The following is a 12,168-nucleotide window of genomic DNA, read 5'->3' as shown; positions in this document are numbered from 1 at the left end:
CTTCAACCTTCAACCTACCCTAGACCGAACCCCTACAGCAAACAACCTTCATGCTGATTAATCACCGTCCTAATTACAGGAATTATAGTAAAAAATGTGCGATTACTGTGGGAAATTTTTTCCATTAGTGAGCGCCTTTCCAAAGACTGTAAAACTGAAATAAGTTGTGAATTATAGTCTAAGCTAATACTATGGCGCAATTGTTTAATGTAAATGGGGGTAGGATTCCTAGCTAGATAGGCGATCACCTTCTTCTCTGACTCATCTAACCGATTCAATTGCTCGATTAACATTGCTCTCATTGGCTCAGGAACAATCATTTCCTCCCAACTTAAAAATTCCGATACACTACCAAAAAAAAAGTCTTTAATCGTTGTCACAGCCAGCTTTAACCCTAAGGGATTGCCTCGATAACGTTTAATGAGTTCCATGTCTTGCTCTTGTTCAGACAAACCATTAGCTGCTAATAGTTTCCGAGCATCTTCTGTTGGTAAACCGTTTAGGGTTAATGAACGAGTGGAATAGTTTTTTTTCTCCAATAACTCCATTTCTAGCGGTGGTTCCCAACTGATTAGGAGCAAACAACTTTGGTGTCTTTCTTGTGCTACTCTTCTAAAAAGTTGACCATAATCCTCATATCCGGCTTGATACTTTCCAACTAAAGTGCCACGGCTTAAAATCTGTTCAGCATCATCGAGTATTACTAGACAGCGATGCTCTCGTAAACACTCTAGAAAGTGAGACATGAGCAGGTTGATGTCTTCTGGTAACTCCGATGACTGCTGGTGAGATAGGAATGGAATCAGTTGTGCCAGCAGTTGCTTCAGGGGTTGGGCAGAGGATAGCGATCGCCAAATAATATAATCAAACTCCTCCTGAATCTCTCGTGCTAGCTTGGCAGCTAACGATGTTTTGCCAACGCCTACTATCCCAAGTATTGCTACCAATTGGCTTCCCTTGAGACTAATCCATTGCTTAAGGGTGTTCAGTTCCCTAGTGCGTCCATAGAATGCAGAAATCTGTGGTGCTTCACCCCAATCTTGGCACTGCTGGGGAGTTTTGTATCCAGCGGCTTCCAGCCATATAGAGATATCTCTCCAACTTTTTAGGGTGTTCGATTTCCGATTAGTTAAGCTTTCTACATACCGATACAAACCTTTAGTGAGTTGAACGCTAAGTGAGCCACAACTCCAATGGAGAGCAGCAGCAATTTTTTTAGGAGGATAGCCGCACAGCAAACCTCTTAAGCATGCTTTTTCCACTGGGGTCAATTTGATTTCCCTATTTGTAGCAATGTTTTTTTTATGAGCTAGTTCTGTATACAACTTTTCTAAATTCCACAGCTTGGCTGCTTTGATAAACAGTTCATCTTCAAATCGATTGGTGTTAGATTTCATAGTAGGGAATCCTAATCAAGCTCACGAAATAGCTACCTATCAACTAATAAATTAACTAATCAATAAGGTAGCTATTGGGAGCGTTTACTAGATATATTTGCAAAACGTAGATGTCCCCGATGCTGATAACTATACTGTTTGAAAAAATCAGTTTTTGTTACATCTCTACGTAAGCAAATTACCCTGATTACTGTCCCTAAATTGGGTGCATCTCATATTTGTAAAAAAGTTGGGTAGGGTGCGTGATAAGACGGGCTCGCCCTCATTTTATCGGTAGCCAGTGTTGGGAAAGTCCGTCCCGTAACGCACCACTAGATCAAACAGCAAAAATGAGATGCACCCCCTAAATTTGTAAGGCTAAATTGTTTTTTTTAAGCTAAGTTAATCTTACCATTTTATACATAGGTAATTATCAGGTCAATTGGGATAATTTAGGTTGAATTTAATTTAATTCCTAAACTAAACACCCCCGATAACCGATTGACTGATAACTCTAGTTTACTTTATTTGAGAAAATTTGACAGTACCCGTTATGGGTACCATAGCAGTTCTCAATTGGGTGAGGTACCTAGCCCTTGGGGTTTTAGGGAGTCGGGAGTCGGGAGCGGTGCGACCCGTGGCGAATTTAATTCGCCTACGGAAAGCGCACCGAGGGAGTCGGGAGTCGGGGTAAGAAAATTAAATCTACCTCATCAGTAGGATTAACGCTATATATTTGTAAGCATTCAGCTATCAGCTAATGCGCTACGCGCACGCTACGCGAACAGCTCTCAGCTTTGAGCTTTGAGCTTTTAAATAAAACAAGTAAGCATTCGTTTAATCTTTGTTACGTCAGCTGTTCGCGTAGCGTGGGCTTTTAGCCCACGGCTGACGGCTGACGGCTGAATGCTTACATATATTTTTTTTGGGTAGAGCTGGTGCTGCTAAGTAACAAGTCACAATAAACAATTATTAATTGTTTATTAATAATTAATTAATAACTATAGCGATTCTCATATTAATTAGCTACACACACCTATTTTTTACGTGTTCCTTTTCCTGTTCCCAGATCCGCTGTTCCTAGATCCGCTGTTCCCCTTGCTATTGTGTACTTCACCTATTTGATCAAGGCTATACTCCTTGACCTAATCCTAAAACCTAATCAAGTCCTAATCACCATTAGGTATTTTATAGCTGCTGCGATCGCTAAGGTAGATTCATACCAAAAAAAAGAGTAAATTAACCATGGCTACGTTAGTAAATGAAACTCAGAAATTATCCAACTTAATTCCGGAATCAGAACTAAATTTAATCAAGTCACTGCCAAAATCTATTCAGGATCAGGTAGTTCCTAGCCCCGATTTATCTAAGTCTGCTGGTACACCGATTCAGTTAAATTTGACCCAGATACAACAGTTAGTTCCCAATGAGTCAGGCGTACAAAGCTTATCCTCGAAATCTATAATCTCAGGGCCTTTTAACTTTATTATTGGTACTCCCAATCCTGACTTTTTAGTGGGTACTAACAACAACGATTTAATCCTAGGACGTGGCGGAAATGACGTCATTTTAGCACTAGGTGGCAATGACCTTGTGTTTGGTGAAGGGGGAAATGACATTGTTATCGCTGGCTCAGGTAACGATTTTGTATCTGGCGGCTCAGGTAACGACTTTGTGTTTGGCAGTTCTGGTAATGATATCTTGGATGGTGGCTCTGGTAATGACTCCCTATTCGGGGGAACTGGCAAAAACCATTTCATTGGCAGTAGTGGTAATGATGTCCTGGATGGAGAGGAAGGCAATGATACCGTCGATTACACTGGTCTGGGTCGAGCCATTACTCTTTTACCCACGGGAATCGTTAACAAAAGTGGTCTTGGTCAGGATACACTGATCCGAGTGGAGACGATTATTGGGGATGCCGGTCAAGCTAATACGATTGATGCCTCTTCTGCTGGTACTGGTGCGTCTGTGAACGTAAATCTGCAACAGAACAGTTTACAGATTAATGTTGTTAATGGTCCCGTTCTTAATCGCACTGTCCAAAACTTTGTGAATGTCAAAGGTGCTGGTCGCAACGATACCATTATTGGTGATAACAACAGTAATCAACTTACTGGTGGTGCCGGAAGTGACAATATTACTGGTGGCGGTGGTAATGATACCATCGTAGGTGTTGATCCCAACAGTAAACAGCCAGGTATTAATGAAATTGATATCTTAACCGGAGGAGCTGGTGCTGATAAATTTGTGATGGGAGATAGCAAGAATCCTTACTATGTCGGTGGTGGAGGATTTTTGGGTCTGAATGATTACGCTCTACTTAAGGATTTCCAATCCGGTACGGATAAAATTCAACTCAAGTCAGGGCTCAACTATACCTTTGCATCAAACTTTATCGCTGTCAATCAAGGCTTCTCTTCTTCTGATAAAAGTCTTGCTTCAGTGGAACAGATTGCTAATGATATTGCTGGAGGTAAGAGTTTAGGTGTTGAATCTCAGCTGACCATAGGGGATAGTAGTTTGGACTCTGTTGAGAAGATCGCGCCTAATTTCGGCTTTGACATTATTGCGATTGTGTCTGGTGGCTATAACCAAGGGGATTTGACCTTTGTATAACGATTAGTTTGGTGGGCAGTGCCTACCAATGCGATCGCTAGCTTGGTGAATCGGTATGGTTCACTGCGGACCCGACATCAACTGTGATTAATCGTTTGGTGGGCAGTGCTTAGCAATGCGATCGCTAGCTTGGTGAATCGGTCTGGTTCACTGCGGACCCGACATCAACTGTGATTAATCGTTTGGTGGGCAGTGCTTAGCAATGCGATCGCTGGCTTGGTGAATCGGTCTGGTTCACTGCGGACCCGACATCAACTGTGATTAATCGTTTGGTGGGCAGTGCTTAGCAATGCGATCGCTGGCTTGGTGAATCGGTCTGGTTCACTGCGGACCCGACATCAACTGTGATTAATCGTTTGGTGGGCAGTGCTTAGCAATGCGATCGCTGGCTTGGTGAATCGGTCTGGTTCACTGCCCACCCTACATCTACATCAACTGTGATTAATCGTTTGGTGGGCAGTGCTTAGCAATGCGATCGCTGGCTTGGTGAATCGGTTTGGTTCACTGCCCACCCGACATCAACTGTGATTAATCCGTTGGTGGGCAGTGCTTAGCATTGCGCTATGGCTTGGTGAATCGGTCTGGTTCACTGCCCACCCTACATCTACATCAATTGTGATTAATCCGTTGGTGGGCAGTGCCTAGCAATGGGCTTTGGCTTGGTGAATCGGTCTGGTTCACTGCCCACCCTACATCTACATCAATTGTGATTAATCCGTTGGTGGGCAGTGCCTAGCAATGGGCTTTGGCTTGGTGAATCGGTCTGGTTCACTGCCCACCCTACATCTACATCAATTGTGATTAATCCGTTGGTGGGCAGTGCCTAGCAATGGGCTTTGGCTTGGTGAATCGGTCTGGTTCACTGCCCACCCTACATGAACTTCATAATTTATCTACATGAAGTTCATAATTTATCCTTCATAATTCATCTAGAATTCATATCTCATCATTCACAATTTATCCTTAATTATCTACATAAAATTCATAATTTATCCTTCATAATTCATCTAGAATTCATATTTACTTATTCACAATTTATCCTTAATTAAGATTTTATAATTAATCCTTGATAGGACTTGATTTTATCCAGGAAATGAATTACTCTTCTATTCAGAGAACGAAAAAAGATAAATGGGTGGCAAGTGGAATTCTGCCCCTATCGGTAAGATAGCTGTTTTGGCGTTATTCAAGGTGCCCTTACTTGCCTAGTTTGTGGTTGCCAGAATAAACACGGTGCTTAACACTCCCTAGGGTTTTGGGTTATCCCAAAACTCGATTATAGGTATGGGTAACTTCAAATCGGAGCCTATAGAGTTAATCACAAATAATCTCCAGGATTATAGATAGGTGGAGTGTGCAAATTTTCGTTCCAAAGTAAACGAATTATTCACAGGACAAACCCATCTAAATTATAGAATCCTTACTCATAAAAGATTTCAAAATTCATCAGGATAAATACTTATCCTATGAATTCCATATCCAGTAGGCATTCCAAAATAAGATGGGTTTACCCTGGGGTGATCGCAACCAAGAACCCTTAATGGTCTTAATGGTAATTTGACATTTTTGGGCTCCTTCAGGGGAGATAGCGCCGCCATGGGGGTCTCCCCCATGAGGTAAGCATTCAGCTATCAGCCGTCAGCAGTCAGCTTAAAACAAGCTATTCGGCTGACGAGTTCAACGGACTCAAAGCCAAAGACTATGAATTCCTCCCTCGGGCACCTCAAGTAGCGTGGCCGAAAGGCCAGGGAACTGAGATGCAACGAATGCTTACCTCTTTCATTCAAAAGCTGATAGCTGATAGCTGACTGCTGAATGCTTACCCCATCAGGGACTACCAGTGCTGAAAACCTTTCTAGGCAAGGGGAAAAGGTAAATTTCCTAAAGATTCCTGAAAGCGATGCAGTCGGCCAAAGGGGAGGCAGTTTGGAGTTTAAGATTTTGTCAAAGTCTGAGTAATCAACTGCTCATGACCATTAGGTATTGTCTAGCTGCTGCGATCGCTACGTTAGCTACATCCAAAAACAAGAGTAAATTCACTATGGTTACGTTAATAGATACAATTGAGAACTTACCATCCGGCCTAATTCCAGAATCCGAACTAGAGTCAATCAACTCACTGCCACAATCTATCCTGAATCAGGAAGTTCCTAGCCCCCAGTTACCTGGTTCTTCTGCTCCACTGTTGTTGTTCAGTACTACCCAGATACAAGCGTTTGTTTCCAATGAGTCAGACGTACAAACATCATCGTTAGAAAATCAAATCTCACAGCCTTTTCAGTTTATTATTGGTACTCCCAATATTGACGTTTTACTCGGTACTGGCAACAACGATTTAATCCTGGGACTTGAGGGAGATGACATCATTATAGGACTCGGTGGCAATGACCTTCTCTTTGGTCAAGAGGGAAATGACATTGTTATCGCTGGCTCAGGTAACGATTTTCTGTTTGGGGGCTCAGATAACGATTTTCTGTCTGGGGACTCAGGTAACGACTCTCTGTTTGGCGAATCAGGTAACGACTCTCTGTCTGGGGGCTCTGGTAACGATTCTCTGTCTGGTGGCTCAGGTAACGACTCTCTGTCTGGGGGCTCAGGTAATGACTCTCTGTCTGGGGACTCAGGTAACGACTCTCTGTTTGGGGGCTTAGGTAATGACTCTCTATCTGGTGGCGATGGTAATGATAGGATCGTAGGTGTCGATCCCACCAGTAACAATCCAGGTGTTAATGAAATTGATATCTTAACCGGAGGAGCTGGTGCTGATATATTTGTGATTGGAGATCAGAACAATGCTTACTATGTTGGGCAAGGATTATTTGGTTTCAATGATTACGCTGTAATTACGGATTTCCAATCTGGTACGGATAAAATTCAACTCAAGTCAGGCATCAACTATACCTTTGAAGACAACTTTATTGCTATCAATTCTACTTCGGGCCTTGACGTTATTGCTATAGTGTCTGGTGGCTATAACCAATCAGGGGATCTGACCTTTGTATAACGACTAGATTAATCGTTTGGTGGGCAGTGCCTAGCAATCCTATGACTTGGTGAATCGGTCTGGTTCACTGCCCACCCTACATCAACTAAGCACTAGTACAGGGTGGCGGAAACAACTGACTAGTTAAAGTCTCCTTGATCTGTTCGTTCCCTGTTTTTCCTATCTTTTAATCCGTTGGTGGGCAGTGCCTAGCAATCCTATGGCTAGCTTGGTGAATCGGTCTGGTGCACTGCCCACCCGACATCAACTGTTTTTCCTATCTTTTAATCCGTTGGTGGGCAGTGCCTAGCAATCCTATGGCTAGCTTGGTGAATCGGTCTGGTGCACTGCCCACCCGACATCAACTGTGATTAATCCGTTGGTGGGCAGTGCCTAGCAATCCTATGGCTAGCTTGGTGAATCGGTATGGTTCACTGCGGACCCGACATCAACTGTGATTAATCGTTTGGTGGGCAGTGCCTAGCAATGGGCTTTGGCTTGGTGAATCGGTCTGGTGCACTGCCCACCTACATCAACTACATCAACCTGAGCGAATGCGATCGCGTAGCGTGACCTACGGTCAATCGCGTTTTCACCAATTGTCTGATTCACTTGTCTGATTCACTCTATACCCCAAGTTATGACTTTTGTCAATAACTTGGGGTAATTTTTATTTCTCAAATAAAATTTTTAAATTTGCTGAAATCCTTGCTTATACGCTGTTTCGCCGTTTTTATAGTACATAAGTACCATAAAATTCCCTTCTAGAAAAAAAAATATTACGCTTTTTGCATAATTATCTAAATCCAGGTGGATAGCTTTTATAGATACCTAATTAAAATCTTGAAAAAATTCAGGAGTAAGTTTCATGGCGCTTGTATTAATGGGCGGATCTGGTGATGATAGCCTGGATGGCGGGGATTGTGATGACAGGCTCGGGGGTGATGATGGTGATGATACCCTGATTGGCGGAGCTGGTGATGATACCCTCAGGGGTGATGATGGTGATGATAGCCTGGATGGCGGAGCTGGTGATGACAGGCTCGGGGGTAATGCTGGTGAAGATACTTTGTCTGGGGGCTCAGGTGAAGACACTTTGTTTGGGGGCTCAGGTAACGACTCTCTTCGAGGTGGCTCAGATAATGACACTCTTCTGGGTGGCTCAGGTAATGACTCCCTGTCTGGGAACTTAGGTAACGACTCTCTTCGAGGTGGCTTAGGTAATGACTCTCTTCGAGGTGGCTTTGGTGCAGTATCAAAAATCTGTACGTGGATATTTGTCCCAGCTCGATCTGCCAGATAAAACATCCCATTTTGCAAGGCAAACTCCCTAACCTCTTGGTTGAGGTGGGCGTTTTCTGGTAAACTTAACTCACGGGCAATTTCCTCAATTTTTTTGTCCTGTCCCAAGGTGTGTTTCAGTGCTGATGGCGCAAATAAGCAATTCATCACGCTATGCAAATTCGCACTAATAATATGGAGTGGGCGCTCCCATAAATTGTTTTCTAACACAAAGCCTTTAACATCACTGGCCCACTGCGCCCCGTGGATATGATGTCCAATCCGCTCCCGGAGTGTGGAACTGAAAGTAATTTTGCGATCGCGTTGGGATTGGACTTCTTCCATCGCCACTCGACCCAGCCAATAGATAATATCAAATAGACCATTATTGTCAGAGCTAGCCTGAGCCAGGCGATGGTAAGCGTGTTTGGTTTCTTCAAACGTACGTCCTAAAAGAGTACTTAAGTAAGAAAAAGCTCGATGCTGGACTTCCAGGTCTTCTGACACCAACGACTTAGGATTATCCGGGGATTGTTGACCTGTAACCATTTCTTCGAGCTTTATCCACTCTCGTGTTGGTTGACCTTCCTCCAGAGCATGGTCTCTAATTTTATTAGCTTCGATATAAATAAAGGTCAGATGGGTAAGAATGTCATAAATCTCGCTACGCCCTCGGGTAATTTCGATCAGCATCGTTTCTTCATCAATGCGGTAGCAATTACGGCGACGTTTAGCAGGAACAATTGTCTCAAATCCTGATTGACTATACCCTTCTGCCGCCACCAGTTTCACAAAACGACACATTTCCATGCCGCAGGGTAAGCGATCGATAACATAAACTAGACCATTCAATTCCACTTTCTGTGGGTCAGCAATGGAGCCATAAATTTCTGGTTGCAAAGTCAGCAACGCTTGCCTCAACGCTGCACCAGAAGCACCCCCCGGCTTGTAGTATCCTCGGATAAATAGATGTCGCATGATCACATAAATCCGTTCGATAGCAGCCCGAGATTCTTGAGCGCGAGTTCTTGGCGGAACCGGAATAGTCATACAGAGGCTCTGTTAGGATTGCTAGGAATGATATCAAGTATAGTTGGGTCAATTACCCATTACCCATGACCCATTACCCATGAGTTAATGAATTGCTGTGTGTTTGCGCTCCTTCAAATCCTGCACCTGTTGTTCCAAAGTAGCGATGCGGTCTATCAATGTCCGAATTAGCTTGGCCTCTACATCGGGCAGTTTGTCCTGTGCCAGGATAGCAAAAGAGTACTTCTAGCCAATTTCGGGCAGCGGGGTCTCTTGTGAAAATAACGTCGATATCTGCCCAAAGGGTTTGCCACCAACCAAAAGCCAGGGAGGAAGTAGTAGACCTAGAAGAAGCATCAGATGGTGCAGCGGGGTTTGTTGGTACATCAACGGTTTGGGATTTGCTACTGATGTCTTGGCTTCTAGTAAACGTAATAGGTTGTAGCATTGACATGTCTCCTGAATGACTATGACTTCCTGAGCTTTTGAGAATTATTTCGGGATTTAAGCAGGTGCATCTCATTAAAGCTGTTTTACTCGGTGGTGCGTTACGGGCAGCAACCTAACCGTGGTTACCGAGAAAATCCTCGGCCCCCCTAACGCACCCTACGCAAAATTTTCAAATATGAGATGCACCCATTGAACCAGGGGTGATTGGATCAAATCACGGTATTTTTTGACCATTTAGTCAAAAAATGACCAAAAAAAATTTTGCTACCTCTGAACCGATTATTCGAGTACAGACAAAGCTACCTCCAGAATGTCATCTAGATAAGAACAACTTGGATGTATTTTACCTCGGACATTGAATCCCAATATAACATGATGTAGAAAGCGAGCGAGTTGACGTGGATTAGCCTCCCTTGGCAACTCCTGAGCGGCTACAGCCCTCTCTAATGCCCGCTCCAAGGCTTTGTCCACCTGCCGGGTTAGGCACTGAACCATCTTAGCCACTGCTGGGTCATGGGGAGCCAACTCCATCATGGTATTGGCCATCATACACCCACGATATTTGGGACAGATAGCCTCAGAAGCCAACCCTCTGATTAGATTACGGATGTTTTCTAAGGGAGAGCCCGGTTCATTCAACCGTTGCTCAATGCAGCAGACTACGGTTTGTCCATAGTGCTGTACTGCCTCCAAAAACAGAGAATGTTTACTACCAAAGGTGTTGTACAGGCTTTGGCGTTGGATGCCCATGTGCTTGAGCAGGTCATTGAGCCCGGTAGCATTGTAGCCTTTAGACCAGAACAAGTCCATAGCTTTTTCTAGGGCTTCTTCCCGGTCGAACTCTAGCTTTCTTCCAACCATAGTTTTAGGTTAGCACAATTTTGACTATTGGGACTTAGACAAAAATCAAGCCCAAATATACCCCAAAGTGGCTTGATAAGAGGCAAATACCTCCTGATGGTAGGTAAGCCAATTAAAGAACCGGAAAGACATTGCAGTACGATTTGCATCCATTGCTTCTGTAAAGGTGTTCATTCGCGTAGGGTGGCCTTTGGCCAAGGTTTATTAGCCCATTGCCTTCTTAACCCCCCAGTAATTTGATGCCAAATGATAAAATTATAAGCACAATAAACTAAAAGAAAATGCCTTAGTAAACTGCGTTTATTCCTCACTTGATATTTTCGTAAACCTAACCAGCCTTTAGCTTCACGATAGAAGACTTCAATCCAATTCCTTTGAGAATAAGTTTGAACTATCCACTCTGGGTTTACTATTGATGACTCTACGTTAGTCATAAAGTAGTCGATATCTGGGCGTTGCTGATTCTGGGTATGGTTTTGCCCCCCTAGCCCCCCAATTTTGCGGTGCGACCCGTGGCGAATTTAATTCGCCGACGGAAAGCGCACCGGTGGGGGAATAAGACTTTCTTGCGTCCCCCAGCGAGGGATTGCTCGCTGGGGGACCCACGGGGGCTTGACCAAAACCAGATGATCGCGTATTCATTCCTTGATTCAGCAACGCCGATATCTGAGGCTCCTGGTGCTGAGTTGGCATTCATGACGATAGCAAAACTCTTTTCTCCTTCATTAGCTGAGATTTTCCCGGTGAAGGTAGCTACCCAAAGGGTTTTCGGCTTTTTTAGATTGAGTTTAACCGGAGTTAAGTCCTCTTTTGATAGGGACGCGCGCTAACTCGTCTAATCGAATTTATTGTTCTGTTTCTGTCCTTGACTCGGTTTTTATTATTACTTTGAGGCGCGACCCAAGGGCAGTTTACCTGCCCATTGGAACGCGCGCCTCTTCGGTTTTTGGCCAACCCTACTAAGAGGTTGTCTGAGAAGTCTCATTTGCTACATCAAAGCCCCCTAAATCCCCCAATTTTGGGGGACTTTTAGCCGCAAATTGATTCTTGTTCCCCCCAGAATTGGGGGGCTAGGGGGGCAAAATTCAGTATCAAAAAACTTGGGAGATATCCTCTAAATAGTTCAATCGTCTTTTTTCCAATTCTTTCACTAATGTTGAGTTATTCCCATACCCAGTATCAGTTAGTACCACTCCCGGTTTATATCCTCTGCTTAGACTTCTATCTACTAACTCTCAAGCGAGTTCAGGTTTATTTTTAAATTATTCGTCTTTTTTTCCTGAGGGCAATGAATTAGCGTGTTGGGACAACTCTATGTCTAATGGTAGGCTTTTTTTCGTCATACAGATGAGTGTAACCCATGACTATTCCATTGTCTGTTTTGCCAATTTCACCAATATACTGTCGGACAACGACCTTAGTAAAGTTACCACTTTTTCTATGCCCCGAATCATCAATAATTAAGTTTAATCCTCGTCTGATTTTTGTTTGGGAACACTTATGCATAATTTGTAACCGACGTTCATTCACCTCCTGGTATGACCGAAGACCCTGAGGGCGCAAGCCCCT

7 protein-coding genes and 4 pseudogenes are annotated in these 12,168 nt (G+C 43.7%); 3 read left to right on the top strand and 8 right to left on the bottom strand.

The genetic code is table 11. From position 1 onward, the window contains the following. Nucleotides 1-32: 32 nt before the first annotated feature. Nucleotides 33-1,397 carry an NB-ARC domain-containing protein gene (locus F6K63_RS13490; protein ID WP_287312346.1) on the bottom strand — a complete coding sequence of 455 codons (1,365 nt, stop codon included), beginning with the start codon at nucleotides 1,395-1,397 and terminating at the stop codon, nucleotides 33-35. Between the two features lie 1,224 nt (nucleotides 1,398-2,621). Here F6K63_RS13490 and F6K63_RS13485 point away from each other — a divergent pair. Together F6K63_RS13485 and F6K63_RS13480 are read left to right on the top strand one after the other, a co-directional pair. Next, nucleotides 2,622-3,995 (top strand): calcium-binding protein, encoded by a 1,374-nt coding sequence (locus tag F6K63_RS13485; protein ID WP_071103113.1) that lies wholly within the window; start codon nucleotides 2,622-2,624, stop codon nucleotides 3,993-3,995. Between the two features lie 1,900 nt (nucleotides 3,996-5,895). Continuing rightward, nucleotides 5,896-6,999 carry a calcium-binding protein gene (locus F6K63_RS13480; RefSeq protein WP_287312345.1) on the top strand — a complete coding sequence of 368 codons (1,104 nt, stop codon included), beginning with the start codon at nucleotides 5,896-5,898 and terminating at the stop codon, nucleotides 6,997-6,999. Between the two features lie 459 nt (nucleotides 7,000-7,458). On the opposite strand, the gene F6K63_RS13475 is transcribed toward F6K63_RS13480, so the two are convergent. Then, entirely contained in the window at nucleotides 7,459-7,590 is a 132-nt protein-coding gene (locus tag F6K63_RS13475) for a hypothetical protein (RefSeq protein WP_287312344.1), read from the bottom strand. A 256-nt stretch (nucleotides 7,591-7,846) separates the two neighbouring features. On the opposite strand from F6K63_RS13475, the gene F6K63_RS37225 reads away from it, so the two are divergent. Next, nucleotides 7,847-8,281 (top strand): calcium-binding protein, encoded by a 435-nt coding sequence (locus tag F6K63_RS37225; protein ID WP_353813015.1) that lies wholly within the window; start codon nucleotides 7,847-7,849, stop codon nucleotides 8,279-8,281. Nucleotides 8,282-8,289: 8 nt separating this feature from the next. Here F6K63_RS37225 and F6K63_RS37815 read toward each other — a convergent pair. The 6 genes and pseudogenes from F6K63_RS37815 to F6K63_RS13445 all read right to left on the bottom strand — a co-directional run. Next, a pseudogene (locus tag F6K63_RS37815) lies at nucleotides 8,290-9,237 on the bottom strand (DUF6909 family protein); the annotation flags it as partial. 274 nt (nucleotides 9,238-9,511) lie between these two features. After that, a pseudogene (locus F6K63_RS37810) lies at nucleotides 9,512-9,616 on the bottom strand (serine O-acetyltransferase); the annotation flags it as partial. A 401-nt stretch (nucleotides 9,617-10,017) separates the two neighbouring features. Then, entirely contained in the window at nucleotides 10,018-10,599 is a 582-nt protein-coding gene (locus tag F6K63_RS13460; RefSeq protein ID WP_008183453.1) for a TetR/AcrR family transcriptional regulator, read from the bottom strand. 45 nt (nucleotides 10,600-10,644) lie between these two features. After that, nucleotides 10,645-11,057 (bottom strand): annotated as a pseudogene (locus tag F6K63_RS13455) (transposase); the annotation flags it as partial. Nucleotides 11,058-11,083: 26 nt separating this feature from the next. After that, on the bottom strand, nucleotides 11,084-11,296 hold the full coding sequence (locus F6K63_RS13450; protein WP_287251826.1) for a hypothetical protein: 213 nt from the start codon (nucleotides 11,294-11,296) through the stop codon (nucleotides 11,084-11,086). A gap of 403 nt (nucleotides 11,297-11,699) precedes the next feature. Beyond that, nucleotides 11,700-12,141, bottom strand: a pseudogene (locus F6K63_RS13445) (transposase); the annotation flags it as partial. Nucleotides 12,142-12,168: the final 27 nt, after the last annotated feature.

Origin of the sequence: Moorena sp. SIO1G6, assembly GCF_010672795.1 — a bacterium.
GTDB classification, from domain to species: Bacteria; Cyanobacteriota; Cyanobacteriia; order Cyanobacteriales; family Coleofasciculaceae; genus Moorena; species Moorena producens.
The sequence above is the reverse complement of the archived record's forward strand: the minus strand, read 5'-3'. Positions and strand labels throughout refer to the sequence as shown.

Excerpts from the sequence above, each read along its gene's own strand:
- F6K63_RS13490 (WP_287312346.1), bottom strand. The coding sequence starts at position 1,397 with ATGAAATCTAACACCAATCGATTTGAAGATGAACTGTTTATCAAAGCA.
- F6K63_RS13485 (WP_071103113.1), top strand. The coding sequence starts at position 2,622 with ATGGCTACGTTAGTAAATGAAACTCAGAAATTATCCAACTTAATTCCG.
- F6K63_RS13480 (WP_287312345.1), top strand. The coding sequence starts at position 5,896 with ATGCAGTCGGCCAAAGGGGAGGCAGTTTGGAGTTTAAGATTTTGTCAA.
- F6K63_RS37225 (WP_353813015.1), top strand. The coding sequence starts at position 7,847 with ATGGCGCTTGTATTAATGGGCGGATCTGGTGATGATAGCCTGGATGGC.
- F6K63_RS13460 (WP_008183453.1), bottom strand. The coding sequence starts at position 10,599 with ATGGTTGGAAGAAAGCTAGAGTTCGACCGGGAAGAAGCCCTAGAAAAA.
- F6K63_RS13450 (WP_287251826.1), bottom strand. The coding sequence starts at position 11,296 with ATGAATGCCAACTCAGCACCAGGAGCCTCAGATATCGGCGTTGCTGAA.